This is a genomic window from Haladaptatus litoreus (assembly GCF_900156425.1).
Lineage (GTDB): Archaea > Halobacteriota > Halobacteria > Halobacteriales > Haladaptataceae > Haladaptatus > Haladaptatus litoreus.
Genome location: NZ_FTNO01000001.1, coordinates 1,664,913 through 1,687,875 on the forward strand (window position 1 = coordinate 1,664,913; position 22,963 = coordinate 1,687,875).

Here is a 22,963-nt window from a genome sequence, read left to right on the forward strand (position 1 = left end):
TTTGGGGCTATGAGATGGACCGGGGAAGTGAGAGAAACCGACCGGGCGGCCCGATACCGGCGGGAAATACGTAGTCGGCATACACTCACAAAGTAGTGTCGGTCGGAACACCCAGATGGCACTTACAGGGGGCGAACCGGGCAACGACGAGCGTGCCCAGAGAGACTCCTGCCTCTGTCGGGTAATCATGTGCGTGCCATCCACCACCTCTATGAACCAGTCGGCGTCGCCATCTCATCTCGTCGTGAGAGGTGTGTGATTCTAGACCATGCATCGTGTGGGCAACTACCACCCGATACTGTTTAATAGATAGGACGAGGAGATATATAACTGTTGCCCATAGACAAGATTCTTTTGATTTGGATTAACGAATCGAAATAACCAATTATGCACGATAGAGGCCCTACAAAGTCGGAATCGGCTGTTTCACAAATATAGCATTTAAACTCCCTTTATATAATGTCCTATTTTTATCGGACTGAGAAGCCTTACCCACGTCCACCACTAACTGCCGAATATGTCGCTCGAAACCCTTCCGGAGTCGTGGGTCGTCTGGAATAATGAACCCAACGGTCGGTGCATTCTCGCCTATCGTCCGGACGTATTCGACACGAAACAGTTCCCGCCGTCCTGTCTCCCCACGATTTACGTCACCCAAGGAACGCCGAACCGCCCCGCACAGGAACGCAGGGCGACCGACTCGTGGTACTTCACGTTCTATCTCGAACCGGACGTTTCCCTCCCGAAGACACCCCGATTTCCAACTCGTCACGAGGCGCTTGAGGCGGCGGTCGAACTCGCGGACGAGTTCGACCGCGGCGAAATCGACTACCGGGACGCCTATCAGCTCCCTCGTGAAGAGTATCTCGACAAGCTAGACGAGTTGACTGGGAGTGAGTAGCCGAGTCGACTCGTCGGGAGTAGACGAGTCGGCAGGACGAGTAGACGGACTGCCGGGCGAGGGGCTTAACCGACACCCCTTCCTACGCTCACCCATGTCCACCATCACGCTCATCGGAACCCGACTCGCCGAACCCGGTCAGGAGTTCGTCTACGAGGGAGAGGCGAGCGCCTGCGAAGGCTGTCCATACAGAAACCAGTGTCTCAACCTCACGGAGGGAATCAAATACGAGGTGACGGATGTCCGCTCGGGCGCACAGACGCTTCCTTGCGGCGTCCACGACGACGGCGTCACAGCCGTCGAAGTCGAACCCACGACGGTCACGGCGAACGTCTCTGCGAGGAACGCCTACGCCGGAAGCAAGTCGAAACTCGAAGGGCCGTGTCCCCACGTCGAATGCCCAAGCCACGAGTTCTGTGAACCCGCTGGGGCCGACTTCGACGAAGAGTACCAAATCGCCAACATCGTCGGCGACCCGCCACATGACTACTGTATGTTAGACCGCGACCTGACGTTGGTCGAGTTCGCAAACAAAGAGAAGTAATCAGTTTCCGAGAACGCCGACGTGTTCCGCGGTGTACCCGAAGATGCCCTCGTAGCCGTACGCCGACATCAACACCGGGATGAACGACTCTTCTGCGACTAACTCCTTTCCGTCCGTTGTGGCGAACTCCTCGCCTTCCTCAACTGGTGCGAAATTATCGACCAACACCTCGAACTCCGACCCGCCGTTTTTGAGCACGGGTTGGTCCATTCGGTAGACCCTAACTTCGTCGCGTTTGCCTGCCTCCACGGGATTTTCCGCCTCGGGAAGCGGAAGCGTGCCGGTTCCGGCGAGGAACCCACGAATTAGGTCGTAGGCGTTTTCGGCGGCCTCGTCCGTTCCCTGTAGCCCACACTCGACTTCCAGCGTGTGCGGGTGCGAGATGAGTTTCCCCTTGGTGAAGCGGTCGGTTTCGACCAGTTCCGAGACGGGGAGATACGGACAGATGGAGCGCGCGACAGCGTTTACTTTGTCCACGAGCGCGAACGGGCGCGCGTAGGACTGTGTAGAGTGAAGCGAGAGAACGGTACAGTCGTTGAGTTCGCCCAGCAGTTCGTGGGCCAATCGTCGTTCGTAGTTCGCCGCGTCTGGGTCGCCCGGGAACACCCGGTTCAAATCCTCGTTGATGTACCGAACGCCACGTTCGAGCGCGCGTTCGTTCACGATAACGAGCTTTACCGGTCGCTCTACGTTCGGATTTTCTCGCAACAATCGCTCGACAGCGCGCGGGCCGCATGGTTCGTCGCCGTGAATTCCGGCGACGACGGCGACTTCCGGCGTTCCGTCACCTAACTGCTCGATTCGCATTTAACGGAGGCAGGTGTCGGAGCCTGAAAGCGCTTTACACTCGTGCGCCCGGCAAAAAAGTGTGACACGTTCGGCTGACAGATTCAGCGGTCGAACGCGGATGGAGTGTGACGTTTATGCGCCGTCGCTGTCGGAATCGCCGTCGCTCCAGTCGCTGTTGCTGTCGTCGCCGCTGCTCCCGCTGTCGTCGCTACTGCTGTCGTCACCGCCGCTGTCGGAGTCGCCGTCACTCCGGTCGCTATCGTCGTCGCCCTCTTTCGCGTCATCGTCGTTCATCTCCTCTTCACAGTCGTCCCACTCGTCAGACTGTTCGGATTCGCCGTCCTCCCAGTTGTCGGAGTCGTCGGAGCTGTTGTCGTCGCTGTCCGATTCGTTCTCGGTCAGGTCAACGACTTCCGCGTCCTCGGGTGCTTCGAACGTGAACTTGTCGTCCGAAACGCAGTTGATGCCGATGTTCGAGAAGGTGGTGGACGAACTCATGGTTTCGCCGTCGTAGGAGGTTTCACTTACGGATTTTCGCGGAAGATAGTTGTCCGCGTCGAGGTAAATCATCGAGGTCGTGTTGTCCTCGGTTTCACCGTGAACTTCGAGGACGTGAGTCTCGTGGCCGTCCACGGTCGCCGTGCCCTCGTAGGTCAGGTTGGCCTCCTCAAGTCCCGTGCCGAGGGATTCGAGGAAGTTCATATCCATGCCCGTGTCTCGGTCGTCCGACGAATCCATCTTGTAGACGGTGTTGGAAGATTCGTTGTAAACCGTGTACTCCGAACCGTCCCAAACCATCGTGGTTTCGTCCAAGTATTCCGACTCTTGGTACTCGATACGGTACTTGCCGTCTTTCGCGTACCAGAGCGTTGCTTTCGTCTCGGTCGAGACTTCGCCCGCCGAGGTCTGTGTCGTTAGTGTCGCTTTGAACGAGTTGATATTCTCGTAGGATTCGGTCGCCTCCTGGACAACCTCATCCGCCGTCATCTCGCCACCGTCGTCCCCGTGAGCGTCGGTGTCTTCCACATCATCAGAAACGCCCGATACTGCGCCATCTGTGTCTTGGACATGACTGCCTGTCGTTGCGAATGCAACGCCAACCCCTGCTGTTAGCAGGAACACCGTCATGAGTACGACGCTTCGTCTTCCAAACGTCATTGAAACACCTTGGACACAGGCCGTGTCCACTTCAGTGTAAACTGACTAACTGGATAATGGTTATTGGCCGAACAAATAGATAATATCCGAAACGTATAGTATTTTTTTATAATGGTCTGTAAATAAACTTCTTTCACGGTGCTGTCCGGGGGTTTTCGACTATATCATTATTATGGCCAGACTGTAGGTTCATTTAAATGAGGGTGCGACTATGCGACGCCCAAATGCTAATCATGAATGAGTGTTAATCGGCTACTATGAATGGGAGCGACAAAGACGAAACCGAATTTGGGATTGGAGTCGGTATCGACTCCTGAGAGTCGATACCGGAAGCAGTATTGGAGTTAGAGTACGTTTTCGAGTCGATTGCCGAATCTCGACGCCGGTACCTGCTGTATGCGATGGGTGCGGACGAGGCATGGACGCTCACCGAACTTGCGACGAAAGTACGGGCGTGGGAACTGGAGGTTCCGAAATCCGAGGTTCCGGAACGGGAAGTCGAACTGACGTATGCCTCACTCCATCACGCACACATTCCGAAATTGGTCGACCACGAGGTCATCGAATACGACGACAAGACCGAAACGATTTCGCCCGGCACGAACGCAGAACAAGTGGTGGCCGCACTGGCGGGGGCGGGCGCAAGTCTCGACACCAATCAGGAACATCATGCACGGAGTGAGATGGATGACCAAAACGACTGATGATGGTGACTCCGAACTCGGCGAAAACACCACGTGGAACTTGGTCACGCAGGCGAACTACGACCGTGACGGTGACCACGACCTCACGACAACAATCATCGCCGCGATTGCCGACCACGAAGACGTTTCACCGACCGAAATAACCCAACCGGTCCTGTACGATTGTGTCGATATCGCCGCCCTCGAAGACGCCTTCTTCGGCCCGAAAGCCAGGGGCGAGAAACGAGACAGCATCGGCACCGCCGAGTTTCAGTACGGAGAGTATCGCGTCGAAGTTGCAAGCAGTGGGTGGGTCTCCATCTACAGCAGTCAATAATTTCCGGCAGGGTTCGTATGTTCCCTACTATTCCAGCGATTCCGCGTAGATGAAATCTTCCTCGTTCGCCGTCGGAAACTCCCCGTCGAGAGGGATTTTCCACCCGTGAAGTACCGTCGGGTCGGACAGTGCGTTCGTCATCTTCGTCCGAACGTCGGTCACGTCCACGCCGTAGAAATCCCGTGGCACGCCGTGGAGGTACTGGAGTGCGGTTCGAAAGAGCGAGCGCATGCCGTCGTCGTCCTCGAAATCGAAGTGTTTGTACGCGCCTGCCGCGACCTGCACCATTCCGTGTAAGAACGCGCTCTCCGTGCTCCCGTTTCCGTAGTTGTACCACTCGTCCTCGAAACAGTCGTGGCTCTCGTGGAACTCCCCGGAGTTGAACAGACGAACGCCGTGAATCACCGCCCGGCGAAGGGTTCCGTGCTCCCAGAGATTCTTTTCGGGGAGCCACCCTGCCGGAGTCAGGTGGGCAGGTGGCGGGTCTGCGGTCGGGTCGCGCGTGTGGTCGTCCATACCCACTCATTCCGTTCGAAGTGGTGTAATTCCCCCGGTGTCGTGGCTGTACAGGGAGTCATCGTTCGGTGTCCGACGACGGTTCGTCGGGCGAAAAATTGGAGAAAAATCACATCGCTCGCGCGAGGCGCGACGGTTACACTGCTATCTTACTCGGCGGTACTCTCGCGACCTCGTAGTCGCCGCCTTCCCGAACTGCGATAACTGCCCATTCGTACTCGGGGTTCGATTCGCGCAACTGCTGGCTAAGCCGTGCTGCGTTCTCCTCCCACGCGACGAAACAGCGGAGTTCCCCGCGTTTCGGCGCTGTCGTGGAGTCCGCGCATGCCGTAACCCGTACTTCTCGCCACTTCCGTTTGGCCCGGAATTCGTCACCATCATCAACGACCTCGTAACCGAGGTTGTTGAAAATCGACCTGGCCTCCTTCATGGGTGGTGTGCTAACAGGGGCCATCCAATTGGATGTAACACACACCGCATAATAAATGTTCTTGCGGATTTGGACGCAGATAGATTGACATTTGGAAAATTCGAAACGAATCCCGTTCGGGAACAAACGAATCGCTGGCGAGAGACGTGGGCAGAAATATGTCACAAACCGTTAGGAAAGCTGTACCCACGGGTTCGCGTGCTGGGACGGATATTCCTCTATCTTGCCCTCGTCCCGGAGTTCTTTGAGTTGTATCCGAGCATCGTCGCGCTCCATCCCGCCGATTGCGACGACGGCGTCTAAGAGCAACTGCTCGGCCACGCCGTTTTCCGTGATTTCGCTGTCTTCGTTGGTTCCATCTCCGTCACTGTCCGGCATATCTGCACAGATAACGCGGAGATATTCATGTAAGTCTGTCGTGTCACGAAGTTCTTCGTGCCACCGCGGCGGAAAGGCACTGACTCGTCCCTCGGCCAGTTCGTACACCGTCCGGCCACTTTGCCACGAATCGGACTCAGTTAACGACTCGTCGAACGCCGACGGAAACGCATCCATCCCGTACCCGGCTTCGTCGAGATAGGTTTCCAATGCGTCGCGTTCGACGCCCGACGTATCGTCAACCTCAGCCTGATTCATCTCGATGAGTCGCACCGCATCCGGCAACAGCAGTGTCTGCATTCTGTCTCTCAACTCGGCGACAATTTCCCTGTCGGTCGAACTCATACCCGCACTCGGATTCGAGCGTGCCTAAAAAGACTGCCCAACCTATTCGTGAGCCGCGTCCCACTCCGTCGCCTTCCGGAGGTTTCCGCACTGGTTGCATTCGATTCGACCCATGGAATCCATCGCGTTATCAAGCGTCTCGCAGTTGCCACAGAAGTAGCCGTATCGTCGCTCACCCTCGGGCGTGCGATAGACGACGAAAAACGGCCCGTTCGACCCGCGAGTTCCCTCCGACCGACTGATGTAGACCGTTTCACCGTTCGCTGTCGTCGTTTCGTCCATCGACAACGGGTTATCGGCCCACCGATTTATGAGTGTCCATCGAAGGAGTCATGTCCCCTGGCTGAGATTCCCCGTCGATGGCGCTCCGTCTGCTTCACTACTCTGACGTCGAAAACGCCTACGACGACCCCGACCATATCGGCAGACTCGCGGGCTGTATCAACTCTCTACGCGATGACAAAACTCTCGTCGTCGGGACGGGTGACAACACTGCACCGGGCGTCCTCTCGCTCGTGACCGAGGGTGGGCAGGCACTCGATTTCTTCGACGCAGTCTCCCCGGATTTCGACACCTTCGGAAATCACGATTTCGACTACGGCGCCGACCGTGCCCGCGAACTGGTTCGAAACTCTCCGCAGACGTGGCTCACGGCGAACATCCGCGAAAACGGTGACCGATTCGCGGTCGATGCCGGAACCGCCTCACACGAGATTCGTGAACTCGGCGCGAAACGGATTGGTTTTTTCGGCCTGACGACGCCGAAAACACCAGCACTGAATCCGAACGTGAACGACCTCGACTTTCTCGACCCGCTTCCAATCGCCCGAAAAGCTGTTTCGGCGCTCCGCGATTCGGGTGCCGACTACATCGTCGCCCTCTCGCACCTCGGACAGGGTGACCGCGAACTCGCAAAGCACCTCGACATCGACGTCATCCTCGGCGGACACGTCCACTCCGAGCGAGTCGAACAAATCGAGGGAACGGTCGTCACCCGGCCCGGCGTAAACGGCCACGTTCTCCTCGAAATCGAACTGGATTCCGAACCAACCGTCAGCAGTCACCGAATCGTGGACGCTCCCGTGGACGACAAAATCGCGGACGCGATGGCGGACACGATGGCGACGACGGGACTCGACACGACCGTCGGGACCGTGGAAACCGCAATCGAGCGAACCGAGACGACGATGTTCCACGGCGAAAGTCGTATCGGCAACTTCGTCGCGGACGCCTACCGCTGGGCGACCGACGCGGACATCGGCTTGCAAAACAGCGGCGGCATCCGCGAAGGCAAACCGTTGGTCGGCGACGTAACCGTCGCCGACCTCGTGAGTGTCATTCCGTTTCAGGAACACGTCGCAGTCGCGGAACTCTCCGGCGAGGAACTGTGCGACGTGTTCCGACAGGCCCACGACGCCACCATCGGGTTCGGCGAACCCGGCTGGTGGCACGCGCACGTGAGCGGTGTGGAACTCGTCTGGAACCGTGCCAAGCGCGACATCGAATCAGTCGCCGTCGGCGGCGAGCAAGTGTGTAAAGAGGAAACGTACTCCGTCGCCACGACGGAGTACCTGCTACACACCGACGAGGAGTTTCCCGCGCTCCACGAAGGTCACCGCGTCGAAACCGGCGACGTGCAGTACGAGGTGTTGGCCGACTACGCCCGCGAGTTCGGCATCGACCCGGAAATCGACGGGCGAATCACGCGCCAGTAGAAGACGGAAGGTTCTCCCCCATAGACGCCATTCGACCTCACATGAGTCGCGTCCTCGTTCCGGTTCGATACCCGCTGTCAGAACACTCCCAGCGGACGCTTTCCGAAGCCATCCGCGTGGCAGAAGAGCGTAGCGCAGACCTCACTATCCTTCACGTCAATCTCTATCACCGCGGAAATGAGACGAATCGAACCGACCTGAAACGTACCGTCGAGCAGGCCTTTGGCGGCCTCGCAAACGCCCGGTACGTCGTTCGGGACGGCTTTTTGATCGAAGAGACGATTCTCGAAGAAGTCGCCGCGACGCGAGCCGACGTGGTCGTCATCGGTCGAAAACAGATGGGTCGCTGGCGGCGCGCGATTCGCCGACTCGTGGACGACCCGAACATCGAGAACTTCCTCCGCGAGAAAATCGACTGCGAACTGATTACGGTCGGGTGAGGCGAACAGTCGTCGGCGCTTTACTATCGCTCGTCGAACTCGACCGGACGGGATTGCTGTTGGGCTTCGACCGATACTCGGGCGGTTCCGCTCGTGTCGTCGAAGACGAGGTGGGAGTGAGGATACGCCATTTCCACGTCCGCACCGTCGATTTCAGCCCAGATGCGCTCTCGAATTTTCGATGATACTCGGCTCATGTAGTACGGGTCTTTCACCCAGTAGCGCAGTTCGAGGAGGACGCCGTGGTCGGCAAAATCACGGATTTGTGCGACTGGGGCGCTCGGATACCGGGCGCTTCCGATTCGGATGTCCGGCCCGGACGCGACGACTTCCGGCGTTTCGCGGGCGGCCCGTTCCATGATTGCTCGCGCTTTTTCGAGGTCTCCCTCGTAGGTCACCTGTATCTTCAGCGACAGTCGAGAGCGAGTGTCCTCCGCGGAGTAGTTTATCACGTCGCGCTCGCGCATCGTTGCGTTCGGAATGACGATGAAGGTGTTTTCCAGTGTGAAAATCTTCGTGTATCGCAGGGTCATGTCCTCGACGTAGCCCCGCGTTCCGCCGTCCGGCCCGTTGCCGACCAGTTCTATCAGGTCGCCGATTTCGTATGGCTGGTCTGCCAACACGAACAAACCGTTGATGACGCTCCCGACGATTGGCGCGAGCACGAGGCCGATGACCGCGGAGAACACCGTCACCGACACGAAGATGTTCGACGTCCCGAGGCCGACCTGCGCCGCCGCGAACAGTATCGCCACGAACAGGACGACCCCGCGCACGCTCCGGAGAATCGTCTTCGTCACACTGGGTCTGCGGAACCGGCGGGCGACCTGCCGTCCGATGAGGCTAACGACTAACTGCGAGACGTACCACCCGAGGAGGAGATACAGCGCCGCGAGGACGAGTTCGGTGACGATGACGGGGTCAGCAGACCTTCGTCCAAGCACCTCCCACCCGCCGACCTCTCCAAACCATTGGAGCACTCCGGCGAGTCTGTCTTCGAGCGTCGGCATGACTCGTGCCTCTCACTCGGACAAGTAAAACCCGCCTATTTCCGGATTTGACGTATCTCTGGGGCGATGGAAGCCGGAGCGACCGGACGACGGGAGTACGAACTAAGACCCACCGCGTCGAACACGATGCATGTCTTGGGAATCGCACCCGCCAAGTGCATCGTTCGAAATCACCGCCGACGAGGAGCCGAACGAAACCCTGCTCGTTGGGCTTTCGGAGTTCGGACTCGCCGGACTAACCGCGGTCGAATATCTGGTCGAACACCTTTCCCTCGAAGAGACTGGCCACGTCACCGCCGAGCAGTTGCCCACCATCACACCGTTCGAAAACGGCAAGCCACGCCATCACACGAGGCTGTTTTCCCGGCCAGACCTCGACGTGACCGTCCTCGTCGGCGAACTGTTCGTTCCCGTCTGGGCCGCCGGGTCGTTCGCAAACGCCATCCTCGATTGGACGGGCGACAACGGCGTCGAGGAAATCGCGGTTCTCTCCGGTGTACCCGTGCCCCACGGCCCAGACGAGCATCGCGTCTTCTACATCGCAACCGAAGACTATCGCCAGAATCGACTCGCCGGCACCGACGTTCCGGGGATGGGCCGTGGCTTCCTCGATGGTGTGAACGCCACGCTGGTCAGGCGCGGCATGGACACCCACCTCGAAGCTGGCGTGTTCGTCACGCCGGTTCACGCCCAGACGCCGGACGTGGAGGCCGCACTGCGACTCACCGAAACCATCGCCGACGTGTACGACCTGTCGGTCGACACCGGCCCGCTCGAAGCCTTCGCCGAGGAAGTCGGCGAATACTATGCCGAACTCGCGGCCCGCGTCGAATCCGCCCGCGAATCGGACAGGCCTGACGACCGGATGTACATGTAAATACCATCTTTTTATTGCGAGGGTCGCAAACCGCGCGACCCTCGATAAAAATCTGGACCAAAAGCACGGCGTCACCTCCTCCGTCGCGTCGAAAACTCGCGGTGCTCGTTTTCTCGCTCCGTCGAAGGTTCCTTGGCCCGCTCGCTTCGCTCGCGGAGAGTATTCTCGTCTCGCTGAAAAGCAGGCCAGCTATCGCTCCCACCGGAAGAGCAGAGCTCCTCCATGCTCTTGTTCACTCCTCTGTCACTCACGAGAACTGCGGTCGCTAGCGCGGGACAACCAGCAACGCGAGCGATAGACAGTGACACAGCAACTAGAGGTCAAGACTACACAACCACCAAAATCTGAAATCGACACAACCGCCTGCGGCTAGCAGTTCACCGCGAGCGAGGAACGAAGTGACGAGTGAGCGGGCCGACGACCGAGCGGAGCAACGCGAAGCGAGGGAGGAGTGCTTTTGGTCCAGCTTTTACAGGGAGCCAGCAGGCGTGACGACGGCGGTTGTCGTCACGCCTGCCTGCGACCGTCGTAAAAGGTGGAGGCGAAAAGGTGGTACTATAGGCCTCCGTTTGTTTGCTTTGGGTAATGGCCTCCGACGACCTCTATCTGACGCTCGAACGAGTCGGAGAACGGTTCAATCTCGGGGAGTACGAAATCGACGCATACCTCACAGTGCTCGAACACGGACGACTGACTGCGAGCCAAATCGCAGACCACACGGACATCCCGCAACCGCGGGTGTACGACACCGTCCGCAGTTTGAGCGACCGGGGACTGGTCGAACTTCGTGAATCCCGACCGATGAAAGTCATCGCAATCGACCCCGAAGAGGCGTTCTCCGACGTGCAGTCGTCGCTCGACGACATGATAACGAACCTCGAAGCGCGCTACACCGCGCCGACGCGAGACACGGAAGCCGTCTCGCTCGTCAAATCGCGCTCGACCATCCTTCGCTATCTCGAAGACGTTATCGATAACGCCGAGTACGAAGTCGCGCTGTCGTTGACGCCTGACCTACTCGTCCGGTTCAAAGACGACCTGAAAAACGCAATCGACTCCGGCGTGAGCATCGAACTGCTCGTCACGCCCGCCTCGGAAGCGCCCGATCCGGAGGAGTTCGACTACGAATCCGTGGCGACGACCGCCCGTGCACGACGCGGAATCACCACGCCCGTCATCGCGGTGGCGGACGGCGAGTATTCCATGTACGCCACGCAGGACGCCCTGCGCGACGACCGCGACCGCTACGGCGTCATCTTCAACCGCTCGGCGCTTGGCTTCCTCGTCTCCGGCTTTTTCGGCACCGTCCTCTGGACGACTGCGGAACGAACCCTCTCGACCGACGGCGACGGGCGAACGTTCCCCCGACGCTACGCTTCCATCCGTCGCTGTGTGAAAGAGATTCAAGGGATGGAGGGCGACTTCTACGCGACCATCAAAGGCCGGGACATAGAAAGCGGCGCGGAACGGGTCATCCGCGGTAAAGTCGTCGGCTTCTCCTTCGAAGGCGGCGAGCGAGTCGCCGGAATGTCGGTCGAAACGGAGAGCGGCGTCGTTACGGTGGGTGGGCAGGTCGCCGCACTAGAGGACATCGAAGCGCACGAAATCCGAATCGGCACCGACGAACCGCCCGCCTACGAGCGGTAGATGACAGAGTGAAAGCTAAAAGGTAAAGACGTGCTGGCGGCAGGCCGGACACGCAAGCACTTCGTCCGGCGGCGACAGCGGACTGGTGCCCGTACCGCTGCCACAGCACCGGCTGGCGGTGGTTTCTTCGAGTCGTTCGTCACAGTCCGGACAGTCGTAGAGGAACGCCCGCAGTGCCGACGCGGATTGCGTCCGAACGTCTCGGTCGATGCCGTAATCGGCCAGCGCGCGCACTCCCGCGACCTCGGCGATTGCGACCGGGCGGGAAAGCCACTGTTCGGTTTCGGGGCCGCCGGCCGAGACGACGACCCAATCGCCGTTTTCGATCACTTCCACCACTGCTTTGTCAGGCGCGACTTTTCGGACGTGCTTTTCGAGGTCGCTATCCCTGGCATGTTCCATCTCCTGTCGCCAGTCCGCGCGGAAGTTTTCGTCCAAATGGAGCGTTTCGCCGACGGCGTGGATGACGCCCGAATCGAGGAGGGTTTCCATCGCCCGTTCGCCCGACACCTCGTTCGAATCGCCCGCGAGCGACCCGGCTTCGGTCGGTTGTCGGTTCGATTGGTGGGATTCGAACCCGAGACGCTCGGCCAGACGAGGGGCGACGTGCGGCGTCCCCGGAATGAAGTAGCCACGAAGGGCGATTGCGGAACCGCCGACGAGTCCGACTATCGAGGCGAGTCCGAGACGACGCGAACGCGTTTTCGGGAACACTGCTATCACTGCGCACGCGAGAAGAAGGAGGATGGTGTTCAGTACGGTACACGGCCAACACCGGTTTTCGCCCGTGTACTCCGGCTTTCGGAGTCGTTCCAGCATTGACGAGTGGTTGGTGGGCCGCTCGTTTCAGTGTTCGGGCGATTAAGTGTTTGACTATTTTTGAATTCTTAGCGTGATTTTCTCGCTGTGCAGGTAGCAAGTCACGACTGCACTGAAACCGCCACGGCCCCGCCACCGCAGTCTCCCCACTCCTCCCCGCCAGCGCGGAGGTGCGCTTGCGGTTCGCTTCGCTCACCGTTCGCGCGAACGCGCTGGCGCACCCTTCCGGCTGGTCAATCGAGCGATGTGGCGCGTGCTGGTGCGAACCGGAGGGCATCTCGCCCGACGGTTCGGACTGATAGTGCGCGAGGGACGACTAAGCGACTGAAAGGAGCGAAGGAGTCGGTTGGGGAGGCGTGTGGGCGGCTGCGGTTTTCATTGGAGTCGGGAACTGCTATCAACTTGTTCGAAACTAGATCGTCCCAGAAATAGTATTTCTTGTCGCGGTGCGGTTTCAGTGGCGTCGGCAACGTCGGCGGGAATCCACACTATTTGATGACAATCGAATCACGCCGGCCGCCCACAGCCCTTTATCCAACCCTACAGAACCAATCTAGCGAACCATGACCGAAATGGAGTACACGAAACTCGGCGACACCGGCCTCGACGTCTCGCGCCTCTGTCTCGGCTGTATGAACTTCGGGAGCAGTCAGCCGTGGATGATGAACGACGAGGAAGCAAGTCTGGAACTACTCGACGACGCGCTGGAGATGGGCATCAACTTCCTCGACACAGCAAACGTCTACTCACGGGGTGAAAGCGAGGAAATCGTCGGCAAAGCAATCGAGGGACGAAACCGCGACGAACTCGTCATTGCGACGAAAGTGTTCGGGAAGATGGGCGACTATCCGAACGGACAGGGCCTCTCCCGAAAGCATATTCTCGACCAAGCGGAGGCCAGCCTCGACCGACTGGGAACCGACTACATCGACCTCTACCAAATCCATCGCTGGGACGACGAGACACCAATCAAAGAGACGCTGTCCGCGCTGGACTACCTCGTGGAGACGGGCAAAGTTCGCTACATCGGGGCGAGTTCGATGGCGGCGTGGCAGTTCGCAAAAGCCCTCTCCGAGAGCGACCTGCAAGAGTACGAGCGGTTTACCTGCATGCAACCCGAGTACAACCTCGTAGACCGCCACGAGGAAGAAAATATTTTGCCCGTCTGTGAATCGGAGGGCGTCGGCGTCATTCCGTGGTCGCCGCTCGCGGGCGGGTTTTTGACCGGGAAGTACGACCGCGGAGAGGAACCGACCGAGGGGCGGGCGACGGAGGACGACCACACCGAAGCGCGGTTCACCGACGAAAACTGGGCCGTCTTGGACGAGGTTCGCACCATCGCCGAGGAGAAGGGTGTGACGCCAGCGCAGGTGAGTCTGGCGTGGTTGCTTCACAAACCCGTCGTGGATTCGCCGATTATCGGCCCGCGAACCGAAGAGCATCTGGAGGAGAACGTGGCGTCACTCGATGTCGCACTCTCCGATTCCGAACTGGAACGACTCGAATCGCCGAAATCACCGGTCTGGTCGCGGGAAATCGCCGGATTGTAACCGATAACTTCTGCGATTCGAGGAAACGAAGCCGAGCGAAAAATGTACTAGTGCGTGACTGTGTCAGCAACGAATAACACGGTCACCGCCGTTTTTTCGGGTGGTTATCCGCTAAACTGATAGCGTTCGGCCATAAATAGTTTTACTCATCATCTACTCAATCCGCACGAAAGTGATAGTTCGTGGTCGGAAAAGATAACAACGCAAGTAGTCAATCGCACCAAAGTTATAAATGCAATCCTTCCGTCCTACAACCGTATGGTTGGTGTTAGCGAGGGTGATGACCGTCGTCGGCGAGATGGCGTTTCACGACGGAAGTTCGTGAAGGCCGTCGGGGCATCCGGTGCCGCCGCGGGTCTTGCTGGCTGTACTGGACGGGGGAGCAGTACCAACCCCAACGTGGTACAGTGGGCCGCCGACGACGACGTCAGAACCAACAAAGATGCGATAGAAACCGCACTGCACGAAGCAGGACTCGACGAGAACATCAGGCTCGAAGTTCTCGCGGGGAACGAACAAACTGGTGCTCGCCAGTCCCAATACCAACGGTGGCTGTCCGCGAACCTCGAAGAACCCGACCTGTTGCTCGTAGACAGCGGGTGGGCGATTCCGTTCATCGCGCGCCGCCAACTGCTCAATTTGAGCGATAACATGGCGAGCGAGGCACTCAATAAAGTCAACAACGATTACTTTCAGGGGAGCGTCACCACCGGCAAATCGACTGACGGTGACCTCTACGCTATCCCGCTGTTTTCCGACTTCGGAACGATACAGTATCGGAAGGATTTGGTACGGCAGTCTGGTTTCAATCCGGATCAGGAAAACTGGGCGACGGAGGGGATTTCGTGGAAGAAATTTTCACGAGTTACGAAGAAAGTCCTCCAGGACAATCAGAACATCGATTACGGATTTACCTTCCAAGCGAGCAACTACGAGGGCTTGTCCTGCTGTGACTTCAACGAGTTCATGACCAGTTGGGGAGGGACGTACTTCGGCAGTGTCGACAACCTGCTCGGCCCAGTTGGGGAGCGACCGGTTACCTTGGATTCACAGAACGTCATCGACTCTATCAAGATGATTCGAACGTTCATCCACGGGAACAACGCCCCGAATACGTTGAACGACTTCGAGGGCGGTATCGCCCCACGGGCCGTTCTGAGCTGGATTGAGGAAACGTCGCGCGCGCCGTTCAGCAACGGAAACGCGGTCATGCACCGCAATTGGCCGTACTCCATCAACATCAACGGAGCCCCGAAATCGGAAGGCGGCTTCGGCGAAGACCTCGGCGTCATGCCGATTCCGTATGGCGTCAAGAAAGGACAGGTGAACAAACAGGGACTCGGCGGCGTCGCCTCCGCCCTCGGTGGGTGGAACGTCGCCATCAACCCGAACACCAAAAAGCAGGACAAGGCGTTACAGGTTCTCGAAGCGATGACGTCGGAGAGTTTCAAGCTCAAACTGTTCGAAATCATCGGCTGGATTCCGCCCGAGCCAGACCTGCTCGAAACACAGCGAGCGAGAGACGTGCCCATCATGGGCCGCTACGTCGATACGCTGAAAGTCGCGGGACAGAACGCACTTCCGCGCCCCGTGTCGGTCGTCTGGCCCCAAGAATCTGGGAAGATTTCCCAGAGCGTTTTCGCGGCGTACGCGGGCGACCAGTCCCCACAACAGGCGATGTCCACGTTGAACAGCCAAATAACGGAAATCGAGGAGTACAACAAGTAGAGGTAGCAAAGAATGTCAACCGAACAAGCGAGCGACAAACGACAAGAAAAGTCAGGAGCGTACGCTGGCGCGGTCAGATGGATAGAGAACTTGAGCGAAACGCAGTTCGCCTACCTGCTGTTGATGCCCGCGCTGTTATTGCTCGGCGTCATCGCGTTCTGGCCACTGCTAAGCACGTTCGAGATGTCCCTCCGTGCCGACAGCCTCCGCGGCGCATCGCAAGTCGGGGAGTTCGTCGGCCTCCAGAACTACACCGACCTGTTGGCCGGAAAGCTGGACACGGTGGCACTGCCACAACCGTTCATCGACTTCAGCCAACCGTTCAAAAGCGCGCTCATCGTGACGTTCATCTTCACGATAGCAAGCGTCCTCGTCGAGACGATTATCGGCTTCGGACAGGCACTCGTTCTCGACCAAGACTTCCGTGGGCGACGCTGGGTGCGCGTGGCAATCATCATCCCGTGGGCGGTTCCAATCGTCATTCAGGGGATGATTTTCTACCTGATGTTCCAACCGGGCATCGGGTTCGGTGCGAACCTCACCGAGATGATTGGGCTAACCAGCACGCCGCTGGCCAACAGCAGTTCCGCGCTGGGTATCATCATCCTCGCGGACATTTGGAAGACGACGGCGTTCATGGCGTTGCTCATCCTCGCCGGACTCCAGAGTATCGACCGGAGCCTCTACGACGTGGCGAAGGTCGCGGGCGCGTCGAAATGGCAGCAGTTCCGGATGATTACCCTGCCGCTCGTGCTTCCGACGGTGCTCGTCGCACTGCTGTTCCGCACCATCGCTGCGATGCGGGTGTACGGACTCATCGAAACCGTCTCCGGCTGTACGACGGTTCCGTCGCTGTCCTGTCTGGTCGTCACGACGTTCAGTACGCGACGATACGGCACCGCGGCGGCAGTCGCGTTCGTCACGGCGGCGATTATCGGAATTGTGGTGTCGATATACATCGTGAAATTCCGCGACTCACAGGGAGGCTTCTGAATGGCACAAACAGAACAAACACAAACCGACGGTCGGCAGCAGGCAGAGACGACGCAAGGGCCGTTCCAGCGATGGGTGCAGGGGTCGATTCAGGATCCGGAACGAACCTATCAGGCGATGTTTTACGTGGTGACGATTTTCTTCCTGTTCACCACGCTGTTCCCGTTCTACTGGCTCCTCGTGCTGGCACTGACGCCGCGTGAGTCGATTATAAACGTCTGGTTCCTCCCGAAAGGATTCAACCCTGGCGTATTCATCGAAATCTTCGAGCAGTTACCGTTCCATCTGTACATGTTCAACAGCTTCGTGCTCGCGCTCGTCACCACGGCAATCGTGTTGGTGTTAGCGAGTCTCGCTGGCTACGTCTTCGGGCGATTGTCGTTCCCGGGACGGGGCGCGCTGATGTTGCTCATCCTCGCTATCTCGTACTTCCCGCCAGCGGCGTTCCTGCTGCCGCTGTTCCGGTTATTCACGGGGAACGTCGAGATATTCGGCCTTAGCAGTCCGATGCTGTACAACACGCCGGGCGCGATGGTGCTTCCGTTCAGCGCGCTGTTCATGCCCCTCTCGATATTCATCCTGACGACGTTCTACGGCCAGATTCCGGACGGCTTGGAGGACGCCGCACGAATCGAGGGGACGACGCGACTCGGCGCGCTGTTCCGAGTCATCATCCCGCTGTCCGCACCGGGCGTGGCGACCGCAGGAGTGCTAACGTTTATCTCGGTGTACAACGAGTTCTTCTTCTCGTTCCTCATGACCAACGGGGAGGTACAGAACTGGGCACCACTGCTGTGGGGTATCCTCGGCTACCAAGGCCAGTACGCGGAGTTTTACAACCTGATGGCGGCGGCGAGCATCGTGGGCGTCCTGCCCATCGCCATCCTCGTCGTCATCGCACAGGAAAAAATCGTCAGCGGCCTCACCGCTGGCGCACTGAAGGAGTGATACACAATGGGTGAAGTCAACTTAGAACACGTTTCGAAACGGTACGAAGATGTAACGGCAGTCGATGACATGAACCTCGATATCCGGGACGGCGAGTTCGTCACGCTCGTCGGCCCGTCGGGGTGTGGAAAATCCACGACGCTCGAAACCATCGCGGGGCTGACGATTCCGTCGGACGGGACGATTTCCATCGCAGGGCGAGAAGTCACCAAACTTCCGCCAAAAGACCGCGGCATCGCGATGGTGTTCCAGAATATCGCGTTGTTCCCGCACATGGACGTGTACGACAACATCAGTTTCGGGCTACGACTCAGAAACTACGAGAAGGACGAGGTTGATCGTCGCGTCGAGAACGCGTCGGAGATCGTCCAACTCGAAGGCTTGCTCGATAGAATGCCGGACGAGATGTCCGGCGGTCAGCGCCAGCGCGTTGCGATTGCGCGCGCAATCGTGCGCGAACCCGACGTGTTCTTGATGGACGAACCGCTGGCGAATCTGGACGCCAAACTGCGCGTTCACATGCGCACCGAACTCCAGCGACTCCACAAGGAACTCGACGCGACCATCATCTACGTCACGCACGACCAAGCGGAGGCGATGACGATGTCCGACCGCGTGGCGGTCATCAACAAAGGTGAACTCCAGCAGTTCGCCCCGCCGCTCGACTGCTACAACGAACCCGAGAACCTGTTCGTCGCGGGCTTCATCGGCTCGCCGAGCATGAACTTCGTGGAGGGCGTCGTCGATTCCAACGGCCTCCAGACGCCGGACTACCACGTCGAGTTCGACACCGGACAACTCAACGACGTGTCGGTGGACGACACGCTAACGATGGGTGTCCGTCCCGAAGACGTGTATCTCGTCGAAGATGCCGGAAACGTGTCGAACCCGACCAGCAGAATCGACGCCACGACGGACGTTCTCGAACCGATGGGCGACGAAATCTTCGTCTACATCCTCACGGGAGAGGGCGAGACTGTGGGAATGGACGCCGAAGCTGACGACGCTCATCAACTGCTGATGAGCGTGAACCCAGACAAGGACATCGACACGGACGAAGACGTGGAAATCGTCCTCGACAGGGAGCGGATTCATCTGTTCGACACCGACACCGGCGACGCAATCGCGCACGGCCTCGAATTTGCGCCCGTCGAAGCAGGCCCCACCGGCACCGAAGCGGAGGGGGACGACTGAGATGGCGGTGGAGTTCAGGTTGGTGTATTTCGGGGCAGGGACGCTCCTGTTTTTCTTTTGGGCCTACGGTATCGTCTCGTTCGTCCTCGATTTGAAAAACAAAATCATCCCCGGCCTCCGAACACTTATCGACAATCGCCGCGCACAGAAGGCGGAAGAAGAGCGGGAGCGTGAACGCGAAGACAAAAAACAGCAGTTGTACTGACGTGACTCCCCGTGACCATCAGAACTGTGTCGGACAATCGTTCCGTTTTCGAAGCGGAAGTACCAGCTCGGTAAAACCGAGCGAGCGAAAGGAAAAGAATAACACCGTCTCACAGGTGAGCCGTAAGTATGAGTGCCAGTGAGCCGGTTCGAGTTGGGTTCGTCGGTCTCGGAAATATTGGACATTATCACGCTGATAGAATCACTGATTTGCGTCACGAAATCGTCGGCGGCGTCGATATTAACCCCGACGCCCGTGCGCGATTTGCCGAGAAATACGACACCCGCTCGTTCGAGAGCTACGAAGAACTGTACGAAGCAGACGTCGATTGTGTCATCGTCACGACACCGAACAAGTTTCACGAGGAGTACGCCGTCGCCGCGCTGAACGCGGGACTCGACGTTCTTCTGGAAAAGCCGCTCGCGCACACGCTGGAGAGCGCGGAGCGAATCGCGGAGGCGGCCCGGAACGCTGACGGTTTCTGTATGGTCGGCTTCCACAACCGATTCCGCAACCCCGTCGAAGTCATCAAAGGCTACCAAGACGAGGGTCGATTCGGCAGGACACGCCACGTCGAAGCGAACTACATTCGACGCCGAGGCATTCCGGGTCGCGGTTCGTGGTTCACGAACCGTGACGTGGCGGGTGGCGGCGCGCTCATCGACATCGGCGTCCACGCCATCGACCTCGCACTGCATCTGCACGACTTCCCGACGGTCAAGGAAGTCAGCGGCGAAGTCCGCTCGCAGTTCGGAAGTCGCGACGATTACACCTATCTCGAAATGTGGGGCGACGACACCGAATCCGGCGCGTTCACGGTTGACGATTCGGTGAGCGCGTTTATCCGCTGTGAAGACGGAAAAACAATCGCGCTCGAAGTCGCGTGGGCCGCGAACCGCGAATCCAGCGAAAAATACCACGTCCGCGGAACCGACGCCGGAGCGAGTTTCGACAAGAGCGACGATTCGCTCACGATGTACGAGACGAGTATGGTCGGCGCAGACCACTTCTCGGACACCAGCGTCAGAACCCGACAGGAAGACGCCCACAAAGCAGAACAGCGCGTCTTCTTCGAAGCAGTTCGTGACGGCGTCGCGCCGAAGATGAACACCATCGAACAGGCGCTGACGGTTCAGCGCGTCATCGACGCGGTCTATCGTTCCTCGAAGAACGAACAGGCAGTGCAGTTAGAATAGATTACAACAGCCACCGAATCCATTTTCCGTGCTGTTCGTAGGCGACGAGCGGTTCGTACTCCTCGCCGTCGAACCAGTCGAGCGTGAAGGCGTTATCCCACTCGTCAGTCGATTCGTGGCCCGATAGCCAGTGAATCGTGCGCTCCTGCGCGGCGGATTCGATGTGCGCCCGTAGTCGGTCTTGTGCCGAGTCGGGCAGTTGATAGCGCATTTGCGTGTCAAAGACGCAGACGGGCACATCGTCCGGAATTTCCGCGAGCACGTCCGGCAGTTCCTCGATTGCGTCACCCTGCCGGAGTTCTGGCGGGTGCTGTTGTGCCACGTCCGCGGCGCGCTGAAGCAGACGGTGGCGGTCTCCGTGTTCCGGCCAGATGAGTGCGCGAAGCCAACGAACGTCTTTCTCGTCCTGTATGGAAAGCGGATTCAGGTCGATTCCGATACGTGAAGCGACTGCGGGAAAGTCGTCCGAGATGGGTGGGGTTTTCTCACTCCTGATTTCCGAATCGAGGACGAAGTCGCTCGTCCCGAACTGGCCAGCATCGCCGTAATCGTAGGCGTACTGGTGCCAACAGAGGTTGAGGCCGCCGCTGGGGCCGAGTTCGACCAGCGCGAGTGGGTCGCCGCCGACTTCCTTTGAAACGTGCGAAAACGCCGGAAAGAGCGCGGTACACCGCCGAACCGCATTGGTCTGGGTTCTCCGGTTTCGCAGGAGTGGAAGGAGTTCTGTCTCGAACACGAGACAGAACTCCCGAAACGCGGGAAATGGATTGTCCGATTTTGGGTCGTCCGTGAGGGTCGGATAGTACTCCGCGAGTTCGTGGTTAGCACCGCCGAGCAGATGCCAGTGAATCGCCGCGAACAGGATGTTCGGCGTGCCGCGTTTCGGCGGGATTTCCTCCGCGATCGCGAGCAAATCCGGGTCGTCCGCGATTTCGCGCGAAATCTCCTCGTACAGGGGCGACGTTCCAACACACCAGTCAGCGAACCACTCGAACTGCTCGGCGAGGCTCATGTTCGGAGAATGGAAGACGGGCGGCGTAAGCCTTGCCACCGAAGTTTTATTCCCGAACGAAGTAATGGTTCATGCTATGGACATCGGCGTTCACACTCCGCCACTGTACGGTGAATCGCTTTCCGACGCGCTCGCGTATCTCAATGATATCGGCGTGGACGCTATCGAACCCGGCGTCGGCGGCTATCCCGGCGACACCCATCTCCCCCGCGACGAGTATCTGGACGACGACGACGCACAGGAGGAGCTGCACTCCCTGCTGGCCGAACACGACATGCATATCAGCGCGCTGGCGACCCACAACAACCCGCTTCATCCCGACGACGAGCAGGCCGAGGAGGCCGACACCGAACTCCGCGAAGCCATTCAGTTGGCCGACCAGTTGGATGTAAATACGGTCACCTGTTTCTCCGGACTCCCCGCTGGCGGCCCGAATGACGAGGTGCCGAACTGGATTACCGCCCCGTGGCCGACCGAACACGACGAGGCGCACACCTACCAGTGGGAAGAGGTCGCCATTCCGTACTGGCGCGATTTGGCGGAGCACGCCGCAGACCACGGCGTCGATGTCGCAATCGAGATGCACCCGAACATGCTCATCCACGAACCCGCCGGGATGCTCGAACTCCGGAACTCGACCAACGAGCGAATCGGGACGAACTTCGACCCGAGCCACCTCTACTGGCAGGGAATCGACGTGGTCGAGGCCATTCGCTTCCTCGGCGAACACGACGCAATCCACCACTTCCACGCCAAGGACACGAAAGTGTACGAATCCCAAGCGCGCTACAAAGGCGTCCTCGACACGACGCCCTACGACGAGGAAGCCAACCGCTCGTGGCTGTTCCGCTCCGTCGGCTACGGCCACGGCGAAGAACACTGGAAGGACATCGTCAGTGCGCTCAGGATGATTGAGTACGACGGCACGCTCTCCATCGAACACGAGGACTCGTTAACCAGTTCGACCGAAGGACTGGAGAAGGCCGTCGAGATGCTAGAGCGCGTGGTGTTCCGAACGACTCCCGGCGAAGCCTACTGGGCGGAATAGAGCGAATCAGTGGGCTACAAATCGGAAACCAGTTGCTCGGGGTAGAACGTCACTTTCTCCTCGGAAAACTCGGCTGGGCGTTTCCAGAAGCACTCGATTTCTTCGTTAAACTCGGCTTCGTAGCCCGAGAACTCGTCACGTTCGTATGGCCACGACTCCACTATTTCAGCTTCGTAGACGCGCCAGAGTTCGTGCGCGGGATTGCCGTCGAACGTGAACAATCCCTCGTAGGTTTCGCGGTAGGTGACGTTTTTCAGCGTGACGCCTAACTCCTCGCCGAACTCGCGCCGGAGGGCGTTCTCGCTGTGTTCGCCGAACTCGACACCGCCGCCGAGAGGATAGTAGAATGGCTCTTCCTCGGTTGGTTTGGTGTCCTGCGCCACGAGCAGTTCGTCGTCCCGCCAGACGAGTCCTCGGGCGGAGACGCGGATGTGATTGTTGTGCATTGATGTTGTGAGACGTGACAATATTCTGGATTCTCTCAAGTAGATTGCGGTATT

At 58.8% G+C, this 22,963-nt stretch carries 26 protein-coding genes; 16 read left to right on the forward strand and 10 right to left on the reverse strand.

Annotated features, from left to right (window positions below):
- The first annotated feature begins 517 nt into the window (after positions 1-517).
- A complete protein-coding gene (locus BW974_RS08760; RefSeq protein WP_076429762.1) occupies positions 518-901 on the forward strand; it encodes a DUF5820 family protein in 384 nt (127 codons plus the stop codon).
- A 94-nt stretch (positions 902-995) separates the two neighbouring features.
- Complete coding sequence (locus tag BW974_RS08765) at positions 996-1,445, forward strand: UPF0179 family protein (protein WP_076429763.1); 450 nt, start codon at positions 996-998, stop codon at positions 1,443-1,445.
- Here BW974_RS08765 and BW974_RS08770 read toward each other — a convergent pair whose 3' ends face one another.
- Positions 1,446-2,252 (reverse strand): M14 family metallopeptidase, encoded by an 807-nt coding sequence (locus BW974_RS08770; RefSeq protein WP_076429764.1) that lies wholly within the window; start codon positions 2,250-2,252, stop codon positions 1,446-1,448.
- Between the two features lie 114 nt (positions 2,253-2,366).
- A complete protein-coding gene (locus BW974_RS08775) occupies positions 2,367-3,392 on the reverse strand; it encodes a LolA family protein (protein WP_076429765.1) in 1,026 nt (341 codons plus the stop codon).
- A gap of 338 nt (positions 3,393-3,730) precedes the next feature.
- Here BW974_RS08775 and BW974_RS08780 point away from each other — a divergent pair, with 338 nt between their 5' ends.
- Both BW974_RS08780 and BW974_RS08785 read left to right on the forward strand, forming a co-directional pair.
- A complete protein-coding gene (locus BW974_RS08780; RefSeq protein WP_076429766.1) occupies positions 3,731-4,096 on the forward strand; it encodes a DUF7344 domain-containing protein in 366 nt (121 codons plus the stop codon).
- Positions 4,080-4,412 carry a HalOD1 output domain-containing protein gene (locus BW974_RS08785; RefSeq protein ID WP_084186219.1) on the forward strand — a complete coding sequence of 111 codons (333 nt, stop codon included), beginning with the start codon at positions 4,080-4,082 and terminating at the stop codon, positions 4,410-4,412. Before BW974_RS08780 ends, BW974_RS08785 begins: the two co-directional genes overlap by 17 nt.
- A gap of 27 nt (positions 4,413-4,439) precedes the next feature.
- Here BW974_RS08785 and BW974_RS08790 read toward each other — a convergent pair whose 3' ends face one another.
- The 4 genes from BW974_RS08790 to BW974_RS08805 form a co-directional block, all read right to left on the reverse strand.
- Positions 4,440-4,928, reverse strand: coding sequence for a DUF309 domain-containing protein (locus tag BW974_RS08790; protein WP_076429767.1), 489 nt, complete (start codon positions 4,926-4,928; stop codon positions 4,440-4,442).
- Positions 4,929-5,064: 136 nt separating this feature from the next.
- Positions 5,065-5,382: a DUF7116 family protein gene (locus BW974_RS08795; protein ID WP_049970180.1), complete on the reverse strand. Its 318-nt coding sequence runs from the start codon at positions 5,380-5,382 to the stop codon at positions 5,065-5,067.
- A 147-nt stretch (positions 5,383-5,529) separates the two neighbouring features.
- Complete coding sequence (locus BW974_RS08800; protein WP_076429768.1) at positions 5,530-6,081, reverse strand: hypothetical protein; 552 nt, start codon at positions 6,079-6,081, stop codon at positions 5,530-5,532.
- A gap of 42 nt (positions 6,082-6,123) precedes the next feature.
- Entirely contained in the window at positions 6,124-6,363 is a 240-nt protein-coding gene (locus BW974_RS08805; protein ID WP_076429769.1) for a DUF5816 domain-containing protein, read from the reverse strand.
- A gap of 77 nt (positions 6,364-6,440) precedes the next feature.
- Between BW974_RS08805 and BW974_RS08810 the strand changes: the two genes are divergently transcribed.
- The gene (locus tag BW974_RS08810; RefSeq protein ID WP_076429770.1) at positions 6,441-7,796 is read left to right on the forward strand and encodes a bifunctional metallophosphatase/5'-nucleotidase; all 1,356 of its coding nucleotides are present in this window, start codon (positions 6,441-6,443) and stop codon (positions 7,794-7,796) included.
- 41 nt (positions 7,797-7,837) lie between these two features.
- The gene (locus BW974_RS08815; RefSeq protein WP_076429771.1) at positions 7,838-8,236 is read left to right on the forward strand and encodes a universal stress protein; all 399 of its coding nucleotides are present in this window, start codon (positions 7,838-7,840) and stop codon (positions 8,234-8,236) included.
- Between the two features lie 23 nt (positions 8,237-8,259).
- Here the strand turns inward: BW974_RS08815 and BW974_RS08820 are convergent, their stop codons facing one another.
- Positions 8,260-9,246: a mechanosensitive ion channel family protein gene (locus tag BW974_RS08820; RefSeq protein ID WP_076429772.1), complete on the reverse strand. Its 987-nt coding sequence runs from the start codon at positions 9,244-9,246 to the stop codon at positions 8,260-8,262.
- Positions 9,247-9,376: 130 nt separating this feature from the next.
- Here BW974_RS08820 and BW974_RS08825 point away from each other — a divergent pair, with 130 nt between their 5' ends.
- Both BW974_RS08825 and trmB read left to right on the forward strand, forming a co-directional pair.
- Positions 9,377-10,123, forward strand: a complete 747-nt coding sequence (locus BW974_RS08825; protein ID WP_076429773.1) for a proteasome assembly chaperone family protein — start codon at positions 9,377-9,379, stop codon at positions 10,121-10,123.
- A 585-nt stretch (positions 10,124-10,708) separates the two neighbouring features.
- Positions 10,709-11,770, forward strand: a complete 1,062-nt coding sequence (trmB, locus tag BW974_RS08830; protein ID WP_076429774.1) for an HTH-type sugar sensing transcriptional regulator TrmB — start codon at positions 10,709-10,711, stop codon at positions 11,768-11,770.
- A gap of 15 nt (positions 11,771-11,785) precedes the next feature.
- On the opposite strand, the gene BW974_RS08835 is transcribed toward trmB, so the two are convergent.
- Complete coding sequence (locus tag BW974_RS08835) at positions 11,786-12,589, reverse strand: DUF8054 domain-containing protein (RefSeq protein ID WP_076429775.1); 804 nt, start codon at positions 12,587-12,589, stop codon at positions 11,786-11,788.
- A 563-nt stretch (positions 12,590-13,152) separates the two neighbouring features.
- Here BW974_RS08835 and BW974_RS08840 point away from each other — a divergent pair.
- The 7 genes from BW974_RS08840 to BW974_RS08870 all read left to right on the forward strand — a co-directional run bounded on the left by BW974_RS08840 (position 13,153) and on the right by BW974_RS08870 (position 20,403).
- A complete protein-coding gene (locus BW974_RS08840; protein ID WP_076429776.1) occupies positions 13,153-14,139 on the forward strand; it encodes an aldo/keto reductase in 987 nt (328 codons plus the stop codon).
- A 258-nt stretch (positions 14,140-14,397) separates the two neighbouring features.
- Entirely contained in the window at positions 14,398-15,867 is a 1,470-nt protein-coding gene (locus BW974_RS08845) for an extracellular solute-binding protein (protein ID WP_084186220.1), read from the forward strand.
- A 12-nt stretch (positions 15,868-15,879) separates the two neighbouring features.
- Entirely contained in the window at positions 15,880-16,860 is a 981-nt protein-coding gene (locus BW974_RS08850) for a carbohydrate ABC transporter permease (RefSeq protein ID WP_076429777.1), read from the forward strand.
- Positions 16,861-17,808, forward strand: a complete 948-nt coding sequence (locus BW974_RS08855; protein ID WP_076429778.1) for a carbohydrate ABC transporter permease — start codon at positions 16,861-16,863, stop codon at positions 17,806-17,808.
- A 6-nt stretch (positions 17,809-17,814) separates the two neighbouring features.
- Complete coding sequence (locus BW974_RS08860; protein ID WP_076429779.1) at positions 17,815-19,002, forward strand: ABC transporter ATP-binding protein; 1,188 nt, start codon at positions 17,815-17,817, stop codon at positions 19,000-19,002.
- A 1-nt stretch (position 19,003) separates the two neighbouring features.
- On the forward strand, positions 19,004-19,207 hold the full coding sequence (locus BW974_RS08865) for a DUF8005 family protein (RefSeq protein WP_076429780.1): 204 nt from the start codon (positions 19,004-19,006) through the stop codon (positions 19,205-19,207).
- 128 nt (positions 19,208-19,335) lie between these two features.
- Positions 19,336-20,403, forward strand: a complete 1,068-nt coding sequence (locus BW974_RS08870; RefSeq protein WP_076429781.1) for a Gfo/Idh/MocA family protein — start codon at positions 19,336-19,338, stop codon at positions 20,401-20,403.
- Position 20,404: 1 nt separating this feature from the next.
- On the opposite strand, the gene BW974_RS08875 is transcribed toward BW974_RS08870, so the two are convergent.
- Entirely contained in the window at positions 20,405-21,415 is a 1,011-nt protein-coding gene (locus tag BW974_RS08875) for a DUF2332 domain-containing protein (protein ID WP_076429782.1), read from the reverse strand.
- Between the two features lie 76 nt (positions 21,416-21,491).
- Here BW974_RS08875 and BW974_RS08880 point away from each other — a divergent pair, with 76 nt between their 5' ends.
- The gene (locus BW974_RS08880) at positions 21,492-22,463 is read left to right on the forward strand and encodes a sugar phosphate isomerase/epimerase family protein (RefSeq protein ID WP_076429783.1); all 972 of its coding nucleotides are present in this window, start codon (positions 21,492-21,494) and stop codon (positions 22,461-22,463) included.
- A 14-nt stretch (positions 22,464-22,477) separates the two neighbouring features.
- On the opposite strand, the gene BW974_RS08885 is transcribed toward BW974_RS08880, so the two are convergent.
- Positions 22,478-22,909 (reverse strand): NUDIX hydrolase, encoded by a 432-nt coding sequence (locus BW974_RS08885; RefSeq protein ID WP_076429784.1) that lies wholly within the window; start codon positions 22,907-22,909, stop codon positions 22,478-22,480.
- Positions 22,910-22,963: the final 54 nt, after the last annotated feature.